Below are 21,460 nucleotides of genomic sequence, written 5' to 3'. Positions count from 1 at the left end.
TCCGTGTTCGGGTTAATAAAATAGTCAGTACTTGACAATACGCTGGCTCGCCGTCCTGGCCGCCAGCTTGGCCGCGGCCTCATGCGAACGGGCAACTTTTTGCTCCATCATCAACGATACAGGCAAAGCGGCGCGCATGGCAGCCGCGATGGCCGGGTGCAATTGCGCCGCGCGCCCTGCCAGCACCACGGGACGGGGACCGTAGCGCGCCGTCAGCGCCAGCGCCAATCGCGCCAGTTCCTGTCCCGCGCGCTGCAAGATGTCCAGCGCCAGCGGGTCGGCATCTGCACTGGCGGCCACGGCCAGCGCCAGCCGGCCGATGGCGCCCCGGTCCTGGCCATACATGAAGGCGCGCGACAGCGACCAGTCGCTGCCGCCCAGTTGCGCAAATACGGCTTCGGCCATAGGCGAACTGTGCCAGCTGCCGGGCGCCTCGTCTTCGCGGCGCCAGATGTGACGCAAGGCTTCGCGCGCGATCCAGTAGCCGCCGCCGCCATCGTCGAGCAGCACGCCGCGCCCGCCCGCGCGGTGAAAGCCGCCATCCACATCGATCCAGGCGGCGATCGAACCCGTGCCAGCGTAGACCAGATAACCTTCGCCAGGTTCAAAACTGTCGCGATAGGCGATTTCAATGTCGTTGCCCAGGCTGACGTCAGCGGCATCCAGCACCAGCAGGCTGGCCAAGGTTTGCGCCAGCACAACATCGTCGCCGCCAAAACCCGTCAAGCCCGCCACCACGGCACGCGGTTGGCCGACGGCCAGCACGGCCTGGCACAGCCGGGCAAACGTGGCGTGCACGGCGGCGCGGCCCGCATCGCTGCCCATTTGCAAGGCAGACAAGCCTTCGACTGCGCCGTCGGCCACGATGGCGCCGTCGGCGGTGGCCAAGGCCCAGCGCGTCTGCGTGCCGCCCGCGTCGATGCCCAGCCCGAGCACGGCAGTATCAGTATTGGTTGCAGGGAAGGAAATCATGGCATGAGTGTAAAGCCAAGCGAAGCTTGCAGGCATGAAAGCTTGCGCATGTTTCATGCCTACAGGTTATGGACTAGCGGTGAACGCTCAACAATTACTTGGCAGGGGCCGTAAACGGTGCGCGCACGGTGACGCGAGGGCTTTCATTGCCGAGGCGGTCCACGGCGCTGACCACCACCGCATTGACTTTACCGATGGCATCATCAACCAGGGTCAGTTCAGCCTGCACGCCAGTGACCACGGTGAAACGCCAGTCTTCGCCGTAGCGGGCCCAGACGGCGTATTGCGCCACGGGTTTGCCGCCGCCCGACGTCAATTTGACGTTCAGGCTGCTGGAATCGCGGCGCAAAGCCAGCACCGGCGTGCCCGGCGCTTCCTTGCCCAGCCATGGCGTGGCGGGGATCAGGGCCGGGCTTTGATACACGCTCGCCTTGAGTTGCTCGCTGACACCCTTGCGGTTCTGCATCAGGGGCACCATGCTGAAATGCACTTGGCCATTCGCGCCGGGGCGCGTGCGCGTCACTTCGATCTGCTTGATGATCTCTTGCGGCGTGAAGGACTTGGCGGAATTGTCGATGCGGCTCGTATATAAACCGGGCCACACGTGGCGGCCATACGGATTTTGCGCCAGCCAGTAGTCGAGCAGCACGCCAAACGCTTGCGGCGCCTGCGCCACGGGCCAGTACAGCTGCGGCGACAGATAATCGAGCCAGCCCTTGGCCAGCCATAGTTCCGCATCCGCATACAATTTATCGTACTGGCTGAAGCCGACGATGCCGGCAGGGCGGCGGTCGGGACGGCCTATGCCGAACGGGCTGATGCCGAAACGCACCCAGCTCTTTTCGCGGTGGATGCCGGTATATAAAGCTTCGATCAGCTGGTTGACGTTCTGGCGGCGCCAGGAAGCGCGGTCGAGATCGCCGCCGGCCAGCAGATATTGCTGCCAGGAAGGCTCATCGGGGAAGGGCAGTTCGCGCTTGGCGCCGCCATTGCCCGCGTCCAGCGCGGCCGTCTCGGCTCCCGCACCGGCGCCAGGCGCGTCGATCGGGTATGGATAAAAGTAATCGTCGATGTGCACGCCATCGATATCGTAGCGGCGCACCACGTCCAGCACCACGTCCGTCGTGTGCTTCGAAGCGGCCGCATCGCCCGGGTCCATCCACAGGTAGCGGCCGTATTGCTTGACGGACGCGGGGTTGGTGGACGCGAAACTGTCGCGCGCCAGCGGCGACTTGGCCGTCGCGTGACGAGCCCGGTACGGGTTGAACCAGGCGTGCAATTCCAGGCCGCGCGCATGCGCCTGCGCCACCCAGAAGGCCAGCGGGTCATACATGGGCAATGGCGGCTGGCCTTGCTTGCCCGTCAGATATTCCGACCATGGCTCCAGTTGCGAGGGGTAAATCGTGTCGGCGCTGGGGCGCACCTGCAGCACAATCGCGTTCAGATTCAAGGACTTGGCGCGGTCGAGGATGGCGATCGCTTCGGCTTGCTGCTTGGCGACAGGCAAATTGCTGCGGCTGGGCCAGTCGATATTGGCCACCGTCGAGACCCAGGCGGCGCGGAATTCGCGCGGCGCCGGCGGCGGCACTTCGCCCGTGATGTGCTGCACGGGCGGCACGGCCGGCAAGCCCGCTTCGCCTGGCGTCACTGCGGACGGCATTCTGGTGCTGGTACAGCTGCTGAGCAATGTGGCGGTGGCCAAGGCGGCCAGCACGCCGGCCGTGGCGCCCAGGCGTTTTTTGAAAGTAGACAACAAAACAATTCCTTGCAGTGGTAAAGCGCAGGTCTATCGGTGCGGGCATTTTACTGTGCGCCCGCCATCCTTGCGGGCGCACGGTTCAAAAGAATCAGGCCTCGGCCTTCTTGCCGAATTCAGGATCGATCTTGACCAGCGCGGCCATGATGAAAGCGGGAATCGTGGCGATGCAGACCCAGATGAAGAAGTGCTGGTAGCCGAGCATTTGCTGGATCCAGCCGCTGGCCATGCCCGGCAACATCATGCCCAGGGCCATGAAGCCCGTGCAAATGGCGTAATGGGCCGTTTTATGCGCGCCATCGGAGACCATGATCATGTACAACATGTACGAGGCGAAACCAAAGCCATAACCGAATTGCTCCAACGCAATGCCCCCCGCGATCACATAAATGTTGCTGGGCAAGGCGCTGGCCAGGTAGACAAACACCAGGTCGGGCAAGTGCACGGACAGCACCATGATCCACAGGCAACGCTTCAAGCCGAAGCGGGAAATGATGAAGCCTCCCAGCAAGCCGCCCAGGGTCAGGGCGATCACGCCGATGGTGCCGTAGACGAGGCCCACCTGTTCCGTCGTGAGGCCCAGGCCGCCCTTGGCGACGGGGTCGAGCAGGAAGGGCGCGGCCAATTTGAGCAGTTGCGCTTCGCCGAGGCGGAACAGCAGCAAAAAGCCGAGGATGACGACAATATCCTTCTTCTTGAAGAAGGCCGCAAAGGTGGCGATGAACTCTTGCAACGGAGAAATGCCGGCGTCCTGGATGCTGGGGCGGTCGTCCTTGGGTTTCGGCAAGATAAAATAGTGGTACAGGAAGAGGGCGATGAACAGGCCCGCCAGAATCGCGAACACGACGGACCAGGCCAGCTGCACATTGCCCGTCGCATGCGTCAGATAGCCGGCCAGATACACGAGGCCGCCCTGGCCGGCGATCATCGCCAGGCGGTAAAACGTGCTGCGCACGCCGACGAAGGCCGCCTGCTGGTGCTCTTCCAGGCCCAGCATATAAAAGCCGTCGGCGGCGATATCATGCGTGGCGGAACTGAAGGCCATCAGCCAGAAGATGGCCAAACTGATCTGGAAAAAGTGGGGCAAGGACGTCGTCAAGGCCACCAGCGCCAGCGCGGCGCCGATCACCAGCTGCAGGCCGACGATCCAGAAACGCTTGGTGCGGTACATATCGATGAAGGGCGACCACAAGGGCTTGATGACCCAGGGCAAGTACAGCCAGCTCGTGTACAGCGCGATATCCGTATTGGAAAAGCCGTAATTCTTGTACATGATCACGGACAAGGTCATGACCACTACGTAGGGGATGCCCTGGCCGAAATACAGGGAAGGGATCCACAGCCACGGATTATTTTTACGCGCCGGGGCGGGTTGTTTCACTAGCTCCATACATCCTTCTTGGTCTCCCAGACAGAAGAATGCCGCGCCATCGGATCACGCCGCCAGTGCCGCCCGCACACTGCCGCCCGCGCCGGCCAACAATGCCTGTGCCTGGTTTGTGTTGATTTTTTTGATCAAGGCAACAATCGCCACCTTGACGTGATAGTGGCATTGCTCCAGCACGGTCCTGGCCTGCACCTCGCTGGCGCCGGTGGCATGCATGGTCAGACGCACGGCCCGCCAGATCAGCTTGGCGTTGGTCGGCTTCAAGTCTACCATCAAGTTTCCGTAAGTTTTGTGCAAACCGACCATCAGGGCGCTGGAAATCGTGTTCAGGGTGATTTTTTGCGCCGTACCCGCTTTCAGACGCGTGCTGCCGGAAATGACTTCCGTGCCCGTGTCGAGCACGATGCCGCATTGCGCCTCGTGCGCCACGGGGGCGTCCACATTGTTGGCAATGCCGATCGTCAAGGCGCCCGCCTTGCGCGCGGCCAGCAGGGCGCCCAGCACGTACGGCGTGGCGCCGGAGGCGGCCAGCAGGATCACGACATCATTTTCTTGCGGCAACAGGGCCAGCACATCGCGTTCGCCTTGCTGTACATCATCTTCCGCCCCCTCCACGGCCGTGAACATGGCGCCCGCGCCGCCGGCCAGAATGGCGACGGCCCGCTCGGGCGGCCAGGAAAACGTGGGCGTCAATTCAACGCTGTCGAGCACGCCCAGACGTCCCGACGTACCGGCGCCCACGTACAGCAAGCGTCCGCCGGCCGCGATGCGGGGCAGGGCGGCCGCGATGGCGGCCCCGATTTGCGGCGAGGCCAGCCGCACGGCTTCGACGGCCCAGAACTGGTCGTCGACCAGCGCCGCCACCAGTTGCTCCACCGGATACAGGTCCAGATCCGGATGCCGCCGGCTCGGGGTTTCAGTTTTCAACATGATTTCAGAACATGGTTGAAGGTGAAACCAGTTTAATACCAACGAGCAAGATCAGCCATGAAAGGATGGCGGGCGGGCATAACGGGAGTTTATGGGTGCACGCGGATCGTGGCGGCCGCCTTATTACGGCGCGCGGCGCATCTCGGCCACGAAGTCGTAATGGTCGCTGCGGCAATACGAATGCGTTAGTTCCACCGCCTCGCCCGTTTCCAGGTAGGCGATGCGCGTGATGAACAGCACGGCCTGGCCATCGGGGATGCCCAGCTGCTTGGCCAGCTCGGCCGTCGCATTCATGGCGCGGATATGCTGCAGGGCGCGCACGGGGGCCTTCTTGATGTTGCTCAGGTATGCATACAGCGAGTCGCCCACGGCGCCCGGGTCCGACACCACGCTGAACGGCAAGACGCTCACTTCATACGCCATCACCACGTCGTCGGCCAGGCGCAAGCGTTCCAGGCGCGCCACTTTCGTGTTCTGCGCCAGGCCCAGGCTCAGCTGTTCATCGCTGCTGGCGATGACGACATCGCGCTTGAGCCAGCGCGAACCAGGACGGTAGCCGCGCTGCTGCAGCTGTTCGGAAAAGCTCGACAGGTTCGACAGCGGCTGTTCGATGCGCGGGGCAATATAATTGCCCGAGCCACGGCGGCGCACCACGAGGCCTTGCTCGACGAGCTGGTCGATGGCCTTGCGGGCAGTCACGCGCGATACGTCGAGCAGTTCGGACAGGGTACGTTCAGAGGGCAGGGCCTGGTCTACCTGGTAGCGGCCGTTGCGTACGTCATCGCTCAGCTTGCGGGCGATCTGCATATATAAAGGCGAATTGTCATTTAAATCGACCTTGAGTTCTACGCTGGTCTGGCTCATACAGTTCTCCTTGTCCTCCTAGTGTAATAGCGATGGCGCTTGCGCGTATCCCGTCCGCCCATGAATAAATGGAAAATGACCATAAATAACGGTTATACACTTAAAAAAACAATGTTTTACCGTGGCTATAGCTTTGCATTATAGATAAATAAGCAATTTTCATTGGCCTCGAAGACTTTCCCGCCCTATGCTGAGGGCCATCCACACGATGTCAAACAGGGAAAGCATGATCAACAAAATGACGGGCTTACTGGGCTTGCTGCTGCTGGGCACGACCTGGAGCGCGCTGGCCGCACCGCTGGGTGGCGGCGCCGACAAGCTCGCGCCCACTGCACGGCAGCGCGCGCTTGATGCGGCCCTGTCCGCCATCGTCGACGACCCGGCACACCCGCTGGCCAGCCTGTCCGTGCTGGCCATCCGCCACGGCAAGGTGTCATATGCGCAGCAATTTGGCTACCGGCAGATCGGCGCCACCCCGGCGGATCATTTACCGGTAACACCGGACACCCTGTTCCGCATCGCTTCCGTATCGAAGATGATGACGACCCTGGGCCTGATGCGCTTGCTCGAGCAGGGCAAGCTGAGCCTGGACCAGGACGTGGGCATTTATTTAGGCTTTTCCCTGCGCAACCCGCACTTTCCCCAGCGGCCCGTGACCTTGCGCAGCCTGCTCAGTCACACTTCCTCGCTGCGCGACGCGGGCGGCTATGCCTGGGGGCCGGAACGCAGCCTGCGTGACGTGTTTACGGCCGGCGGCGACGCGATGTGGGATTCCAGCGCGGCACCCGGCCGCTACTTTACGTATTCCAACCTGAACTGGGGCGTGATCGGCACGGTGATGGAGCAAGTCACGGGCGAGCGCTTCGACTTGCTGATGCGGCGCCTGCTGCTCGATCCCCTGCAGTTGCGCGGCGGCTACCATCCGGCGGCATTCTCTCAGGCAGAGCTGGCGGACACAGCCACCCTGTACCGCAAGCGCACGCTGGAGACGGAAGAGTGGCGGCCGCACGGCCCCTGGATCGCGCAAGCCGACGATTTTGACCAGCATCCGCCTGCCGGCATCGCGCGTTATGTGATCGGCAGCAACGCCACCGTCTTTAGTCCCACGGGCGGCTTGCGCATCTCCGCCGCGGGACTGGGCACCGTCATGCAGATGCTGCTCGACGGTGGCCGCCATGAGGGCAAACAACTATTGCAGCCAGCCAGCATCGCCCTGATGTTTGGCCGGCAATGGCAGCTGGCGCAGGACGGCAGCAATGGCAACAGCGAACGGGGCTTGTACCGCGCCTGGGGCCTGGGCAACCAGCAGTTCGATGCCGTGGCGGGGCAGGGCAACGGCCTGGTCGAGGGCGCCAGCTTCTCCGCCGTGGGCCACCTGGGCGACGCGTATGGCCTCGTCTCCGCCTTCGTGCTCGATTTCAAGCACAGGAATGGCATGGTGATGCTGGTGGGCGGTACGGGCAGCGATCCCGAGCGTTATCCGGGCGCGTATTCCGCCATGGGGCGCAGCGAGGAATTGATACTCACCACCTTGTATCGTGGTGCGATTGGCAATAATGAATAATTTGCACAAAAACAGTGCATTCCTGAAAGTTATGGCTGCACCATGATGTTTCATTGGCTCCCGTGATGGCCAGCCTCTAAGCTCTCATCGAATGCTCCCGCACCATGGGAGCGCAACGCAGCGAGGCAACATGCAGCAACACGTCATCATCATCGGCGGCGGCGTCGTCGGTCTGACATCGGCCTGGTGGCTGGCCGAGGCCGGCTACAAGGTCACGGTACTCGAACGCAATGAACAGGTGGCGATCGCCGCCAGCTACCGCAATGGCGGCCAGCTCAGCTATCGCTATGTAGCCCCGCTGGCGGACGCGGGCGTGCCCTTCAAAGCCCTGCAATGGCTGCTGCAGAAAGACGGTCCGCTGCGCTTCCGTCCCGAAGCGGACTGGCGCCAATGGCGCTGGCTGGCCAGTTTCTTGCGTAATTGCAACAGCGCCAGCAATGCCCGCACGACGGCCAAGCTGCTGCAGCTGGGGGAATGGAGCCGCGCCGGCATGGCGCAGCTGGAACTGACGGTGCCGCCCGAGGCGTATGCCTGGCGCGATGCGGGCAAACTTATCGTCTACCGCTCGCCCGCCATCTTCCAGCGTGCCGTGGCGCGGCCCGAATCGGAAGAGGCGCGCATCGTCTTGTCGCCGCAGGAAGCCGTGCAGCGCGAACCGGCGCTGGCCGCCCTGCAGGGCGCGCTGGCGGGCGGCATCTTTACCGAGGGCGAGGCAGTGGCCGATTGCCACGCCTTTTGCCTGGCCCTGGAAACGCGTTTATTGCAGCATCCGAACTGTTCGCTCATCTTGAAAGGCGAGGCGCGCCGTCTCCTCACGCACAAGGGCAGGATCACGGGCGTCGACACCAGCCTGGGCCTGTTGCAGGCAGATCACTATGTGCTGGCGGCCGGCATCCAGAGCCGTGACCTGGCCGCCACGGCCGGCATCTACCTGCCCCTGTATCCGCTGAAAGGCTACAGCCTGACGGCGCCCATCCGCGCGCAGCACCGGGCGCCCGAGATCAGCATCACGGATTTCGAGCGCAAGGTGCTGTATGCGCGCATAGGCGGCGACCTGCGCGTGGCCGCCATGGTCGACATGGTGGGCGCCGACAACAGCATCGATTGGAACCGCATCGCCGGCCTGACGCGGCTGGCGCGCGAAGCCATGCCGCACGGCGCCGATTACGACCAGGCCACGGCCTGGGCCGGCCTGCGCCCCGCCACGCCGAACAGCGCGCCGCTGGTGGGCGCCAGCAAAGTGGGCAACCTGTGGCTCAACGTGGGCCATGGCCCGCTGGGCTTTACCTTTGCCGCCGGCACGGCGCGCATCCTGGCCGATCTCATGGCCGGCAAGGCGCCGCCGTTCGCGCTGGACTTCCTCGCGCCGCAAAAGTAGGCGCAGCGGCAGCAACGGCGACCGGCGCCGCCGTTATGGCGGATAATTGTGGAACTTTCCTGTTCCCTCTTTTCTGTTGCATATCGTCAGCGCATGCCCACACCTTCGAAATTGTCCGCCTGCCCCTGCGGCGGCGCCTCCTACGCCAGCTGCTGCGGCCCGTATATCGCGGGCGATGCCTTGCCGCCCACGGCCGAAGCCCTGATGCGTTCGCGCTACACGGCGTTCACCTTGCGCGACGAAGCGTATCTGCGCGCCACCTGGCACGCCAGCACCCGTCCGGCCGACGCCTTGTTTGCCGAAGAAGAAAAAGTCCACTGGCTGGGACTTGAGGTAAAATCTGCTTTACGTTTACGTCAACGTAAAGCAGAATCAGCAGATCAAGCCGAAGAGATACACCGCGATACCGTCGAATTCGTGGCCCGCTACAAGGTCAACGGCCGCGCGCACCGCCTGCATGAGGTAAGCCGCTTCGTGCGCGAGGCGGGCGAGGGCGGTGGTGCCCTGCGCTGGTTTTATCTCGACGGCAGTTTTCCCGAATAGCGCGACCCGAGAGACCGGGCGATCATAAAAAGGAACCGCAATGCCGCACATCGAAAGCAAACTCAATCCGCGCAGTGAAGATTTCAAGGCCAATGCCGCGGCCATGCAAGCCATCGTCGACGATCTGCGCGACAAGGTCGAGAAAATCGCGGCCGGCGGCGGCGAAGCGGCGGCCGCCAAGCACCTGGCGCGCGGAAAACTGCTGCCGCGCGACAGAGTCCAGATGCTGCTCGATCCCGGCACGCCCTTCCTCGAGTTTTCCCAGATGGCGGCCTACGCCATGTACCAGGACGCCAAGGGCGTCGATGCGGCCCCTAGCGCCGGCATCATCACGGGCATCGGCCGCGTCTCGGGCCAGGAATGCGTCATCGTGTGTAACGACGCTACCGTCAAGGGCGGCACCTACTACCCGATGACGGTGAAAAAGCATTTGCGCGCCCAGGAAATCGCCGACCAGAACAACCTGCCGTGCATCTACCTGGTCGATTCGGGCGGTGCCAACCTGCCGAACCAGGACGACGTCTTCCCCGACCGCGACCATTTCGGCCGCATTTTCTATAACCAGGCGAATTTGTCCGCCAAGGGCATCCCGCAGATCGCCGTCGTGATGGGCTCTTGCACGGCGGGCGGCGCGTATGTGCCGGCCATGAGCGACGAGTCGATCATCGTCAAGGAGCAGGGCACGATTTTCCTCGGCGGCCCGCCGCTGGTGAAGGCTGCCACGGGCGAAGTGGTGACGGCCGAAGACCTGGGCGGCGGCGACGTGCATACGCGCCTGTCCGGCGTGGTCGACCACCTGGCGCAGAACGATCTGCATGCGCTGTCGCTGGCGCGCACCATCGTCTCGAACCTGAACCGTAAAAAACCGCAGCAGATGGCGCTGCGCGAGTCCGTCGAACCCAAATACCCGACGCAGGAACTGTATGGCGTGATCCCCGTCGATACGCGCAAACCGTTCGACGTGCGCGAGGTGATCGCGCGCATCGTCGACGGCAGCGACTTCGACGAATTCAAGGCGCGCTACGGCACCACCCTGATCTGCGGCTTCGCGCACATCTATGGCGTCAAAGTCGGCATCATCGCCAATAACGGCATCTTGTTCTCGGAATCGGCCTTGAAAGGCACGCATTTCATCGAATTGTGCTGCCAGCGCAAGATCCCGCTGGTATTTTTGCAAAATATCACGGGCTTCATGGTGGGCCGCAAATACGAAAACGAGGGCATCGCCCGCAATGGCGCCAAGATGGTCACCGCCGTGGCCACGGCCGCCGTGCCGAAATTCACGGTGATCATCGGCGGCAGCTTCGGCGCCGGCAACTACGGCATGTGCGGCCGCGCGTTCTCTCCCCGTTTCATGTGGATGTGGCCCAATGCGCGCATTTCCGTCATGGGCGGCGACCAGGCCGCTTCCGTGCTGGCCACGGTCAAGCGCGACGGCATCGAAGGCAAGGGCGGCGCATGGAGCGCGGACGAGGAAGCGGCCTTCAAGCAGCCGATCAAGGATCAATACGAACACCAGGGCCACCCGTATTACGCCACCGCGCGCCTGTGGGACGATGGCGTGATCGACCCGGCCGATACCCGCATGGTGCTGGGCCTGGGCCTGTCGGCCGCCTTGAACGCGGAAATTCCGGACACGAAGTTCGGCGTATTCCGCATGTAAGGGAGAGAAAAGCATGGAATTTGAAACCTTAAAGCTGGTCATCGAGGGCAATGTCGCCACCGTGACCCTGAACCGCCCCGATGTGCGCAACGCCTTCAACGAGACGACGATTGCCGAACTGGCGCGCGCCTTCGAGGGGCTGGGGCGCAGCGACATGGTGCGCGCCATCGTGCTGGCCGCGAACGGCGCCGCCTTTTGCGCCGGTGCGGACCTGAACTGGATGAAGAAAATGGCCGGCTATACGCATGCCGAAAACCAGGCCGACGCGCTGCAGCTGGCGCAGATGCTGCGCACGATTTACCTGTGTCCGAAACCCGTGGTGGCGAAGATCCAGGGCGACTGCTATGCGGGCGGCATGGGCCTCGTCGCCGCATGCGATATCATTCTGGTTGCGGAAGACGTGCATTTCTGCCTGAGCGAAGTGCGGCTGGGACTGATCCCGGCCACTATTTCACCGTATGTCATCAAGGCCATGGGCGAAAACGCGGCACGCCGCTATTTCCTGACGGCGGAGCGATTCTCCGCCCGGGAAGCGCTGCGCATCGGCTTTGCCCACGAGGTAGTCGAGGCAAGCGCGCTGGACGCGAAAACCGCCGAGGTACTGAAAGCCCTGACGGGCAACAGCCCGCACGCTGTGGCGCAAGCGAAAACGCTGGTGCGCGAGATCGTTGGCCAACCCGTCGATGACGCGCTGTTGGCGGACACCGCCGAGCGCATCGCGCAGATCCGCGCCTCGGAGCAGGGACGCGAAGGCGTGCAATCGTTCCTCGACAAGCGCAAGCCGGGTTGGCTCATGGGCTAGTTAATAGTCCAAAGCTCATGGACTAAGAAAATCATTGGAGCAGTTTTGAAAGCAGAAAAACAATCGGGCTGGGTCGAACGCAGTCTGCGCAGCGTGTGGCATCCGTGCACGCAAATGCAGCATCACGAGACGGTTCCCCTCATCCCCGTCAGCCATGGCCGCGGCGCCTGGCTGTATGACCACGAGGGCCGACGCTACCTGGACGCCATCAGCTCCTGGTGGGTGAACCTGTTCGGCCATGCCAACCCGCGCATCAATGCGGAACTCAAGGATCAACTGGACCGCCTGGAACACGCGATGCTGGCCGGTTTCACGCATGAACCGGTGATCGAACTGTCGGAAAAGCTCTCCGCCTTGACGGGCGGCGTGCTTGGCCACAGTTTTTATGCGTCCGATGGCGCCTCGGCCGTGGAAATCGCCCTGAAAATGAGTTTTCACGCCTGGCGCAACAGCGACAAGGGTGAAAAGCAGGAATTCGTCTGTTTGAAGGGCAGCTACCACGGCGAAACCATCGGCGCCCTGGCCGTTACGGACGTGGCACTGTTCAAGGATGCCTACGGCCCCCTGCTGCGTGCCTCGCAGACGGTGACGTCGCCCGACTTCCGCCAGGCGGCCGAGGGCGAGTCCGCCCAGGACGTGGCCCGCCGCGCCGCCGCCGAAGTCGAACAGCTGTTCCAGCAAAAAGCGGACAAGATCGCCGCCATCATCATCGAGCCGCTGGTGCAGTGCGCCACCGGCATGGCCATGCACGACCCGCTGTACCTGTCGCTGGTGCGCGACCTGTGCGACCGTTATCAAGTCCATCTGATCCTCGACGAAATCGCCGTCGGCTGCGGGCGCACGGGCACCTTCTTTGCTTGTGAACAGGCCGGCATCTGGCCCGATTTCGTCTGCCTGTCGAAGGGCATCAGCGGCGGCTATCTGCCGCTGTCCCTCGTGATGACGCGCGAAGATATTTATCAGGCGTTCTACAGCACCGACGTGCGCCGCGGTTTCCTGCATTCGCACTCGTACACGGGCAATCCGCTGGCCTGCCGCGCGGCGCTGGCGACCCTGTCGATTTTCGAGGAAGACGATGTGCTGGCAGGCAACCGGGTGCGCGCCGAGAAAATCACGCGCGCCCTGGCGCCACTGGTGCAGCATGAAAAAGTCAAACACTTCCGCCAGCAGGGCATGATCTGGGCGTTTGACGCGGTCGATGCGGCGCCCGACTTTTCGCGCCGCTTCTTCAGCACGGCGCTGGAACACGAACTGCTGATGCGCCCCATCGGTTCCACCGTCTACCTGATGCCGCCGTACATCCTCGACGACGAGGAAATCGCGGGCCTGGGCCAGCAGACGCTGGCCGTCTTCAATCATGTGATCGGGGCCTGAGATGGAACTGATCGCGCGATTACAACAGCAGTTGCAAGGACTGGAGGAGCGCAGCCTGATCCGCCGCCGCCGCACCGTCGACACGCCGTGCGCGCCACGCCTGACGGTGGACGGGCGCGCCATGCTGGCCTTTTGCAGCAATGACTACCTGGGCCTGGCCGCGCATCCGCGCATCGTCGATGCCCTGAAAGAGGGCGCCGACCTGTATGGCGCCGGCAGCGGCGCGTCGCACCTGATCAGTGGCCACAGCCGCGCCCACGCACAGCTGGAAGAGCGCCTGGCCGCGTTTGTCGGCGCCAACCTGGAACAGGCGCGCGCGTTGTATTTCTGTACCGGCTACATGGCCAATTTAGCCGTGCTGACGGCCCTGGCGGCCGGTGATGCCGAAGCCGAGATCTTCTCGGAAGCGCTGAACCACGCTTCGCTGATCGACGGCACGCGTTTGTCCCGCGTCAAGACGCGCGTGTATCCGCATGCGGATCTCGACGCCTTGGCGGCCCTGCTGGCGGAAAGCAAAGCCAAAACGAAAATCGTCGTCACCGACAGCGTCTTCAGCATGGATGGCGACCTGGCGCCGCTGCCCGCGCTGCTGGCCCTGTGCGAGCAGTATGGCGCCTGGCTGGTGGTCGACGACGCGCACGGCTTCGGCGCGCTGGGCGAGAATGGCCGCGGCGCGCTGGAATACTTCGACCTGCATTCGCCGTATCTGGTCTACGTGGGCACCCTGGGCAAATCGGCCGGCGTGGGCGGCGCCTTCGTTTGCGCGCATGAGGCCGTGATCGAGACGCTGATCCAGAAGGCCCGCCCCTACATCTTCACCACGGCCGCCGCGCCCGCGCTCGCGCATGCGCTGCTGGCCAGCCTGGACATCATCGCCGGTGAAGAAGGAAAACAACGCCGGATGCACCTGGCCGCGCTGGTGGCGCAGTGGAACGAGGGCTTGCAGCTGCAGCGCTGGCAAGCCTTGCCATCGCTCTCCGCCATCCAGCCCGTCATCATCGGCGACAATGCGGACATGCTGGACATCGCCGCCCAACTCTATAAGCAAGGCCTGTGGGTCGGCGCCATCCGCCCGCCCACCGTGCCAGCGGGTACGGCGCGCCTGCGCGTGACCCTGTCGGCCGGCCATACGGCGCAGGAAGTGGCGCAATTGATCAACGCAGTCAACACCCTGGAAAGGACTCGCCATGAGCCTTGATGACCCTATCGTGGCGGAAGTGCTGGCGGACCTGGCGCCGGCCGTGCAGCCGGCGCCGGCAGCCATCGGCCTGCCCTCGCGCTTTGCCTGTTTCGTCACCGGCACCGACACGGAAATCGGCAAGACATTGACGTCGTCGGCCCTGCTGCACGCGCTGGTGGCGCGCGGCGTGCGCGCCTGCGGCATGAAGCCCGTGGCCGCCGGCGCCGAGATGCGCGACGGCGAGCTGCATAATGAAGACGCCGACAGCCTGATCGCCGCCGGCAACGTCACCATGCTGCGCAGCCTGACCACGCCCTACATGCTGAAGGAACCGGCCGCGCCGCACATCGCCGCCGCGCTGGAAGGCGTGAGCATCGAGTCCGTACCCATCCTGGCCGCCTACCTGGAAATCGCCGCCGCCTCGGACGCGGTCGTGGTCGAAGGCGTGGGCGGATTCCGCGTGCCGCTGTCGCCAGGTTTCGACTCGGCCGACCTGGCGCAGCAGCTCGACCTGCCCGTGATCCTCGTGGTCGGCATGCGTCTGGGCTGCATCAGCCAGGCCTTGCTGACGGTGGAAGCCATCGAGGCGCGCGGCCTGACGGTGATCGGCTGGGTCGCCAACACCTTGGAAGTGGAAATGCGCTTCCTCGACGAAAATATCGATGCGCTGATCGAGCGCATCCCGGCGCCGCTGCTGGGCAGGGTGCCGCGCCTGGCGCAACCCACGGCGGAAGCGGCGGCGGCGTATCTCGATTTCACCGGCTTGCCCAACTGGCCGGCGCAGCATCCCAACACTTAAACGCATTCAAAAATAGAAACGAAGGAATCACATGTCTCACGTCCAAGAAGCAGCAAAAACCGTCGAACTGCACCGCCCAGCGGCGCGCATCACCGTGCCGGAAGCGGCCACCTGGCCCGTCGCCGACGTGCTGGCCCTGTTCGACCTGCCATTCAATGACTTGATGTTCAAGGCCCAGCAAACCCACCGCGTCAACTTCCCCGACGGCGACGTGGAACTGGCGACCCTGTTGTCGATCAAGACCGGCGGCTGCGAGGAAGACTGCGGCTACTGCCCGCAGGCGGCCCGCTACGACACGGGCGTCGAAGCGAAGAAAATCCTCGACATCGACACGGTGCTCGACGCGGCCCGCCAGGCGAAAGCCAACGGCGCCACGCGCTTCTGCATGGGCGCCGCCTGGCGCGGCCCGAAGGATCGCGACATGGACAAAGTCGAAGAGATGGTCAGCAAAGTGAAAGCGCTGGGCCTGGAAACCTGCGCCACCCTGGGCATGCTGGAAGAAGGACAAGCGGACCGCCTGAAAAACGCGGGCCTGGACTTCTACAACCATAACCTCGATACGGCGCCCGAGTTCTACGACAACGTCATCTCGACGCGCGAATACCAGGACCGCCTCGATACCTTGGGCCGCGTGCGCGAAGCTGGCTTGAAAGTGTGCTGCGGCGGCATCGTCGGCATGGGCGAGACGCGTCTGCAGCGCGCGGGCCTGATCGCTCAGCTGGCGAACCTGAATCCGTATCCGGAATCGGTGCCCGTCAACCACCTGGTGCAGGTGGAAGGCACGCCTTTGTTCGGCCTGGAAGCGCTGGACCCGTTCGAATTCGTGCGCACGATCGCCGTGGCCCGCATCACCATGCCGAAAGCGCGCGTGCGTCTGTCGGCCGGCCGCCGCCAGATGGGCGAAGCCGTGCAGGCGATGTGCTTCCTGGCCGGCGCCAACTCCATCTTCTACGGCGACAAGCTGCTCACCACCGACAACCCGGAAGCGGAAGACGACCGCGTCTTGTTGAATAAACTGGGCTTGCAGACGCGCGGCGCCATGTTGGAATCGGTACAGAAAGAGAAGTGCGGCTGCTGATCCAGCCCTGTCGGGTTACGCCGTGCCGGCTAACCCGACCTGCGAATACCGCCTCACCAATGCGTAGGTCGGCTTAGCGCAAAGCGCGTAAGCCGACACGCCAGCACACAACGTCCATGACAAGAGACAGCTGCCCCTTTTTGAGAGAATAGAGAGAGACCATGTTCACTAAAATCCTGATCGCCAACCGCGGCGAAATCGCTTGCCGTGTCGCCGCTACCGCGCGCCGCATGGGCATCCAGACCGTCGCCGTGTATTCGGAAGCGGACGCCAACGCCAAGCACGTCGCCGTCTGCGACGAAGCGGTGCTGATCGGCCCCGCGCCGGCCAAGGAAAGCTATCTGTGCGGCGACAAGATCATCGCCGTGGCCCTGGCCACGGGTGCGCAGGCGATCCACCCCGGCTACGGCTTTTTGTCCGAGAACGCCGACTTCGCCGACGCCTGCCACGCGGCGGGCCTGGTCTTCATCGGCCCGCCGGCATCCGCCATGCGCGCCATGGGCTCAAAATCAGCCGCCAAGTCGCTGATGGAAAAAGCCAACGTGCCGCTGGTGCCCGGCTACCACGGCGAGAATCAGGATGCGGACTTCCTGCACGACCAGGCCGACAAGATCGGCTATCCCGTGCTGCTGAAGGCTTCGGCCGGCGGCGGCGGCAAGGGCATGCGCGTCATCGACAACAGCGCCGACTTCAAGGCCGCGCTGGCCTCGTGCAAGCGCGAAGCGATCAGCTCTTTCGGCGACGACAATGTGCTGGCCGAGAAATACCTGTCGCGTCCGCGCCATATCGAAATCCAGGTGTTTGCCGACACGCTCGGCAACTGCATCTACCTGTTCGAGCGCGATTGCTCGGTGCAGCGCCGTCACCAGAAGGTGCTGGAAGAAGCGCCGGCGCCGGGCATGCCGGCTGACCGCCGCGCGGCCATGGGCGAGGCGGCCGTCGCCGCCGCCAAGGCCGTCGGCTACGTGGGTGCGGGCACGGTGGAATTCATCGCCAACCAGGATGGCTCGTTCTACTTCATGGAGATGAACACGCGCCTGCAGGTGGAACACCCGGTGACGGAAATGATCACCGGCACCGACCTGGTGGAATGGCAATTGCGCGTCGCCTTTGGCGAGCCGCTGCCGAAAAAACAGAATGAATTGACGATCCACGGCCACGCCATCGAGGCGCGCATCTACGCGGAAAACCCGGAAAAGGGCTTTTTGCCGTCGATCGGCACCGTGCGCCACATGCAGTCGCCATCGGCCGTGACGTTCGAACTGGGCGGCACGCTGGTGCCCGCCGCCGTGCGCATCGATTCGGGCGTGCGCGAAGGCGACGCCATCTCGCCGTTCTACGACCCGATGATCGCCAAGCTGATCGTCTGGGGCGCGGACCGCCGCGAAGCGCTGGCGCGCATGGCGCAGGCGCTGTCCGACTACCAGATCGTCGGCCTGGCCAGCAATATCGCCTTCCTGAAGCGCCTGGTCGAAGGCCAGGCGTTTGCCAGCGCGGACCTCGATACGGGTTTGATCGAGCGCAATCAGGCGTCGCTGTTCCCCGCCCTGCAGCCGGCACCCGACACGGCCCTGGCGCTGGCATCCGTCGCCCTGCTGCTGGAAGAAAAAACGGCCGCCGAAGCGCAGTCGGCCAACCGCGCCGACCCGTGGGGCAACGCCCTGGGTTGGCGCCTCAACAGCACTCTGGGGCGCAGCCTGTCGTTCGCCGATGAATTCGCACTGGCCAGCGACGACAAAACCTATGCCGCGCGCATCGCCTACAAGACCGATGGCTGGCTGTTCAACGGCCAGCCCCTGAGCTTGACGGCGCGCACAGGCAACGAGCTGCACATCAAGCTGGGCGAGCGTGCCGTGCACGGCACGGTGCTGCGCGACGGCGAGCAGTTCCACGTATTCACCAGCGGCTTGCACTATACGCTGCACTACAGCGACCCGATGGCGCATGCGGGCGAAGTGGAAGCGGAGGGCGGCCGCCTGACGGCGCCCATGCCGGGCAAGGTCGTCGCCGTGCTGGTGAACAAAGGACAAGACGTCAAGAAGGGCGAACCGCTGGTCATCATGGAAGCGATGAAGATGGAGCACACGATCGCCGCGCCGCACGACGGCCTGGTGGAAGACGTGCTGTATGCGGTCGGCGACCAGGTGGCCGATGGCGCGCCGCTGCTGGCCTTCAAGGCTGCCGCATAAAGGTAAGCACATGCGCATCCTGTTACAACGTTCGGATGGCAAGGAAGCGGCGTGGATCGCCGATTTTAAAGACTTGCTGCCCGAAGCTGACATCCACTTCTGGCGCGAAGGCGAGGCGGCTCCACCGTGCGACTACGCCGTCGTGTGGCAGCCGCCCGCCGCCATGCTGCCCGAGCTGGCCAACGTCAAAGCCATCTTCAACACGGGCGCCGGCGTCGACGCGCTGTTGAAATTCGGCGATGCGCTGCCGGCCCACGTACCGCTGGTACGCCTCGACGACGCGGGCATGGGCGTGCAGATGGCCGAGTATGTGAGCCACGCCGTGCTGCGCCACTTCCGCCGTTTCGACGATTACGAGGCGCAGGGCCGCGCCGGCATCTGGCAGCCGCTGCCCGCCTTCGACAAGCTGGATTTTCCCGTCGGCGTGCTGGGCATGGGCGTGCTGGGCACGCGCGTGCTGCAAGCGCTGGCGCAGTTCGAATTCCCCCTGCGGGGCTGGAGCCGCAGCCGCAAGCACGTCGATGGCGTCGCATGCTTTGCGGGCGAGGAAGGGCTGGAAGCCTTCTTGCACGGCACGCGCGTGCTCGTGTGCATGCTGCCGCTCACGCCGGACACACACAACCTGCTCGACCGCGCGCGCCTGTCGATGCTGCTGCCAGGCGCCTACATCATCAACGTGGCGCGCGGCGCGCATCTGGCCGAACCGGATCTGCTGACCCTGATCCGCTCCGGGCATATCGCCGGGGCGACCCTCGACGTGTTCCGCAACGAGCCGCTGCCGCAGCAGCACCCGTTCTGGCAAGAACCGCGCATCACCATCACGCCGCATATTTCGGCCGCCACCCTGCGCCGCGAAAGCGTGGCGCAGATCGCCGCCAAGATGCGCCGCCTGCACGCCGGAGACGTGGTCGCCGGCATCGTCAACCGTTTGCAAGGATATTGAGATGAACCCTACTACCAGTTTGCCCAAGCAGGTCAAGATCGTCGAAGTGGGGCCGCGCGACGGCCTGCAAAACGAGAAAGACACCATCAGCGCCGCCGTCAAAATCGAGCTGGTCGACCGCCTGACCCTGGCCGGCTTCGCCAATATCGAGGCGGCGTCCTTCGTTTCGCCGAAATGGGTGCCGCAGATGGCCACCAGCGCGGAAGTGATGGAGAGAATCGCGCGCCGCCCGGGCACCATTTATTCGGCGCTGACGCCGAACATGCAGGGTTTCGATGCCGCCTTGGCGGCAAAAGCCGATGAAGTGGTGATTTTCGGCTCGGCATCGGAGGCGTTCTCGCAAAAGAACATCAACTGCTCGATCGCCGAATCGATCGCCCGCTTCGAAGGCGTGGCGAAAGCGGCCAAGGAACACGGCCTGCGCCTGCGCGGCAGCATCAGCTGCGCCTTCGGCTGCCCCTACCAGGGAGACGTGCCGCTCGACGCCGTGGCCGACGTGGTGGGCCGCATGCGCGACCTCGGTTGCGACGAGATCGACATCGCCGACACCATCGGCGTGGCCACGCCGAGAAAGACGCAGGCGGTGATGCAGCGCGCCATCGCGGCTTTCCACGTGGGCGGCCTGTCCGGCCACTTCCACGACACCTACGGCCAGGCGCTGGCGAACATCTACGCCAGCCTGGAAACGGGCATCGCGATCTATCATTCGTCGGTATCGGGCCTGGGCGGCTGCCCCTACGCCAAGGGCGCCACCGGCAACGTGGCAACAGAAGACGTGCTGTACATGATGCAGGGACTGGGCATTGCCACCGGCATCGACCTGGACCTGGTGGTCGATGCGGGCCAGTTCATTGCGCAGCAGCTGGGGCGCAAGGGTTCCAGCCGAGCGGGCAATGCATTGGCGGCGAAACGCCTCGCGGCGTAGGTCGGGTTAGCGCGTAGCGCGTAACCCGACAACAATGTTGGCCATGATCCTGGTGTTGTCGGATTACGCGCTTGCGCGCTAATCCGACCTACGTCGACCTACCCGAACCGTACAGACGAAAAAAACCCAAGAGCCGAAACTCTTGGGTTTTTTTCTACAAATTTGGTCGGAGTACAAGGATTCGAACCTTGGACCCCCTGGTCCCAAACCAGGTGCGCTACCGGGCTGCGCCACACTCCGAAGACCAAGATAATACAGGCCGTATCGACTTCGGTCAAGGGTCAGGTGAAACTCTGTGTAAATTATTTACGCGCGGCACTGCGACTCATGTATTTTTCAAAACGATTGAAGTATGCGACACTGGGTTTGCAAGTTTTCCCGATCAGACATGAAGGCGACGACGGCAATGGAGTTCAGGATAGAAAGAAGCGGCGGCGGCCAGCCCGTGCCGAACCGCCGCGGCATCGTGCTGGGCATCGCCGTGTCCTTGCTGCTGCATGGCGCATTGATCACTCTGTGGCGCCACGTGCAACCATCTGTTCCACCAGACACGGCCCCGCGCGTGGAATCGATCGCCGTGTGGATACGTCCGCTGGCGGCCAAGCCGCCCCCGCCGCCGGTCGAAGTCGTCAAGCCGAAGCGCGAACCAAAACCCATCAGCAAGCCGAAACTCGCCACGGCCCGGGAAACGCCGGCGGCGCCCACGGCGCCAGCATCGAGCCCGCAAGCCATCACGGTCGTACCGGCCTCACCAGCCACGCCGGCGGCCAGTCCCGACACCTTCAGGCAAGAAACTGCGGAAACGCCAAAGTTCGACATGGAAGCGGCCAGGAAGACGGCGCGCAAGATGGCGGGCGAACGCGACCCGTCAAAGGTGGGCACGGCCGTGGGGCAAATCCCCGACAAACCGCTGCAAACGGAAACCCAGCTGGCGCGCGACATCGCCCAAGGCAAGCGCGGCGATTGCCGCACCGCCTATTCCGGCGCAGGCTTGCTGGCGCCCGTGCTGATGTTGCTCGACAAGAAGGATAGCGGTTGCAAGTGGTGAGGGCTTGCTTGACTATACCCATATTGGGTATTAACATACCCAATATGGGTATATATGCAGACACA

General features: G+C 63.8%; 18 protein-coding genes and 1 tRNA gene. 13 read left to right on the top strand and 6 right to left on the bottom strand.

The annotated features are described in order from the left end of the window. Positions 1-24: 24 nt before the first annotated feature. The 5 genes from OX462_RS00515 to OX462_RS00495 all read right to left on the bottom strand — a co-directional run bounded on the left by OX462_RS00515 (position 25) and on the right by OX462_RS00495 (position 5,909). Entirely contained in the window at positions 25-972 is a 948-nt protein-coding gene (locus OX462_RS00515; RefSeq protein WP_409027549.1) for a BadF/BadG/BcrA/BcrD ATPase family protein, read from the bottom strand. Positions 973-1,066: 94 nt separating this feature from the next. Further along, positions 1,067-2,728, bottom strand: a complete 1,662-nt coding sequence (locus OX462_RS00510) for a glycoside hydrolase family 10-like protein (protein ID WP_409027548.1) — start codon at positions 2,726-2,728, stop codon at positions 1,067-1,069. Positions 2,729-2,819: 91 nt separating this feature from the next. Next, positions 2,820-4,118 carry an MFS transporter gene (locus tag OX462_RS00505; protein WP_409027547.1) on the bottom strand — a complete coding sequence of 433 codons (1,299 nt, stop codon included), beginning with the start codon at positions 4,116-4,118 and terminating at the stop codon, positions 2,820-2,822. Between the two features lie 45 nt (positions 4,119-4,163). Continuing rightward, entirely contained in the window at positions 4,164-5,045 is an 882-nt protein-coding gene (locus OX462_RS00500; RefSeq protein ID WP_070223161.1) for an N-acetylmuramic acid 6-phosphate etherase, read from the bottom strand. A gap of 123 nt (positions 5,046-5,168) precedes the next feature. Then, the gene (locus OX462_RS00495) at positions 5,169-5,909 is read right to left on the bottom strand and encodes a GntR family transcriptional regulator (protein ID WP_070312647.1); all 741 of its coding nucleotides are present in this window, start codon (positions 5,907-5,909) and stop codon (positions 5,169-5,171) included. A gap of 226 nt (positions 5,910-6,135) precedes the next feature. On the opposite strand from OX462_RS00495, the gene OX462_RS00490 reads away from it, so the two are divergent. The 12 genes from OX462_RS00490 (at position 6,136) to OX462_RS00435 (ending at position 20,347) form a co-directional block, all read left to right on the top strand. Further along, positions 6,136-7,473, top strand: coding sequence for a serine hydrolase domain-containing protein (locus tag OX462_RS00490; protein ID WP_409027546.1), 1,338 nt, complete (start codon positions 6,136-6,138; stop codon positions 7,471-7,473). A gap of 91 nt (positions 7,474-7,564) precedes the next feature. Further along, positions 7,565-8,851 (top strand): D-amino acid dehydrogenase, encoded by a 1,287-nt coding sequence (locus tag OX462_RS00485; RefSeq protein WP_409027545.1) that lies wholly within the window; start codon positions 7,565-7,567, stop codon positions 8,849-8,851. 93 nt (positions 8,852-8,944) lie between these two features. After that, entirely contained in the window at positions 8,945-9,394 is a 450-nt protein-coding gene (locus OX462_RS00480) for a YchJ family protein (RefSeq protein WP_409027544.1), read from the top strand. Between the two features lie 40 nt (positions 9,395-9,434). Further along, positions 9,435-11,057, top strand: coding sequence for a carboxyl transferase domain-containing protein (locus tag OX462_RS00475; RefSeq protein ID WP_070312650.1), 1,623 nt, complete (start codon positions 9,435-9,437; stop codon positions 11,055-11,057). Positions 11,058-11,070: 13 nt separating this feature from the next. Continuing rightward, positions 11,071-11,859 (top strand): enoyl-CoA hydratase/isomerase family protein, encoded by a 789-nt coding sequence (locus OX462_RS00470; RefSeq protein WP_070312651.1) that lies wholly within the window; start codon positions 11,071-11,073, stop codon positions 11,857-11,859. 45 nt (positions 11,860-11,904) lie between these two features. Then, positions 11,905-13,233 (top strand): adenosylmethionine--8-amino-7-oxononanoate transaminase, encoded by a 1,329-nt coding sequence (gene bioA / locus OX462_RS00465; protein ID WP_409027543.1) that lies wholly within the window; start codon positions 11,905-11,907, stop codon positions 13,231-13,233. A 1-nt stretch (position 13,234) separates the two neighbouring features. Next, the gene (gene bioF, locus OX462_RS00460) at positions 13,235-14,431 is read left to right on the top strand and encodes an 8-amino-7-oxononanoate synthase (RefSeq protein WP_409027542.1); all 1,197 of its coding nucleotides are present in this window, start codon (positions 13,235-13,237) and stop codon (positions 14,429-14,431) included. After that, positions 14,421-15,212: a dethiobiotin synthase gene (gene bioD, locus OX462_RS00455; RefSeq protein WP_099408242.1), complete on the top strand. Its 792-nt coding sequence runs from the start codon at positions 14,421-14,423 to the stop codon at positions 15,210-15,212. The genes bioF and bioD overlap by 11 nt, the downstream gene beginning before the upstream one ends. A gap of 31 nt (positions 15,213-15,243) precedes the next feature. Then, complete coding sequence (gene bioB, locus OX462_RS00450; RefSeq protein ID WP_070223174.1) at positions 15,244-16,290, top strand: biotin synthase BioB; 1,047 nt, start codon at positions 15,244-15,246, stop codon at positions 16,288-16,290. A 161-nt stretch (positions 16,291-16,451) separates the two neighbouring features. Continuing rightward, complete coding sequence (locus tag OX462_RS00445; RefSeq protein WP_409027541.1) at positions 16,452-18,479, top strand: acetyl/propionyl/methylcrotonyl-CoA carboxylase subunit alpha; 2,028 nt, start codon at positions 16,452-16,454, stop codon at positions 18,477-18,479. A gap of 10 nt (positions 18,480-18,489) precedes the next feature. After that, positions 18,490-19,422 (top strand): 2-hydroxyacid dehydrogenase, encoded by a 933-nt coding sequence (locus OX462_RS00440; protein ID WP_409027540.1) that lies wholly within the window; start codon positions 18,490-18,492, stop codon positions 19,420-19,422. 1 nt (position 19,423) lies between these two features. Next, positions 19,424-20,347, top strand: coding sequence for a hydroxymethylglutaryl-CoA lyase (locus OX462_RS00435; RefSeq protein ID WP_070312658.1), 924 nt, complete (start codon positions 19,424-19,426; stop codon positions 20,345-20,347). Between the two features lie 163 nt (positions 20,348-20,510). Here OX462_RS00435 and OX462_RS00430 read toward each other — a convergent pair. Further along, a tRNA-Pro gene (locus OX462_RS00430) sits at positions 20,511-20,587 on the bottom strand. 148 nt (positions 20,588-20,735) lie between these two features. Between OX462_RS00430 and OX462_RS00425 the strand changes: the two genes are divergently transcribed. Further along, entirely contained in the window at positions 20,736-21,395 is a 660-nt protein-coding gene (locus OX462_RS00425) for a hypothetical protein (RefSeq protein WP_070312659.1), read from the top strand. Positions 21,396-21,460 lie beyond the last annotated feature (65 nt).

Source organism: Janthinobacterium aestuarii (genome assembly GCF_046113285.1).
Lineage (GTDB): Bacteria > Pseudomonadota > Gammaproteobacteria > Burkholderiales > Burkholderiaceae_D > Janthinobacterium.
The sequence above is the reverse complement of the archived record's forward strand: the minus strand, read 5'-3'. Positions and strand labels throughout refer to the sequence as shown.

Excerpts from the sequence above, each read along its gene's own strand:
- OX462_RS00425 (WP_070312659.1), top strand. The coding sequence starts at position 20,736 with ATGAAGGCGACGACGGCAATGGAGTTCAGGATAGAAAGAAGCGGCGGC.
- bioB (WP_070223174.1), top strand. The coding sequence starts at position 15,244 with ATGTCTCACGTCCAAGAAGCAGCAAAAACCGTCGAACTGCACCGCCCA.
- OX462_RS00480 (WP_409027544.1), top strand. The coding sequence starts at position 8,945 with ATGCCCACACCTTCGAAATTGTCCGCCTGCCCCTGCGGCGGCGCCTCC.
- OX462_RS00495 (WP_070312647.1), bottom strand. The coding sequence starts at position 5,909 with ATGAGCCAGACCAGCGTAGAACTCAAGGTCGATTTAAATGACAATTCG.
- OX462_RS00490 (WP_409027546.1), top strand. The coding sequence starts at position 6,136 with ATGATCAACAAAATGACGGGCTTACTGGGCTTGCTGCTGCTGGGCACG.
- OX462_RS00485 (WP_409027545.1), top strand. The coding sequence starts at position 7,565 with ATGCTCCCGCACCATGGGAGCGCAACGCAGCGAGGCAACATGCAGCAA.
- bioD (WP_099408242.1), top strand. The coding sequence starts at position 14,421 with ATGAGCCTTGATGACCCTATCGTGGCGGAAGTGCTGGCGGACCTGGCG.
- OX462_RS00500 (WP_070223161.1), bottom strand. The coding sequence starts at position 5,045 with ATGTTGAAAACTGAAACCCCGAGCCGGCGGCATCCGGATCTGGACCTG.
- OX462_RS00445 (WP_409027541.1), top strand. The coding sequence starts at position 16,452 with ATGTTCACTAAAATCCTGATCGCCAACCGCGGCGAAATCGCTTGCCGT.
- OX462_RS00475 (WP_070312650.1), top strand. The coding sequence starts at position 9,435 with ATGCCGCACATCGAAAGCAAACTCAATCCGCGCAGTGAAGATTTCAAG.
- OX462_RS00440 (WP_409027540.1), top strand. The coding sequence starts at position 18,490 with ATGCGCATCCTGTTACAACGTTCGGATGGCAAGGAAGCGGCGTGGATC.
- OX462_RS00435 (WP_070312658.1), top strand. The coding sequence starts at position 19,424 with ATGAACCCTACTACCAGTTTGCCCAAGCAGGTCAAGATCGTCGAAGTG.
- bioF (WP_409027542.1), top strand. The coding sequence starts at position 13,235 with ATGGAACTGATCGCGCGATTACAACAGCAGTTGCAAGGACTGGAGGAG.
- OX462_RS00505 (WP_409027547.1), bottom strand. The coding sequence starts at position 4,118 with ATGGAGCTAGTGAAACAACCCGCCCCGGCGCGTAAAAATAATCCGTGG.
- OX462_RS00470 (WP_070312651.1), top strand. The coding sequence starts at position 11,071 with ATGGAATTTGAAACCTTAAAGCTGGTCATCGAGGGCAATGTCGCCACC.
- OX462_RS00515 (WP_409027549.1), bottom strand. The coding sequence starts at position 972 with ATGATTTCCTTCCCTGCAACCAATACTGATACTGCCGTGCTCGGGCTG.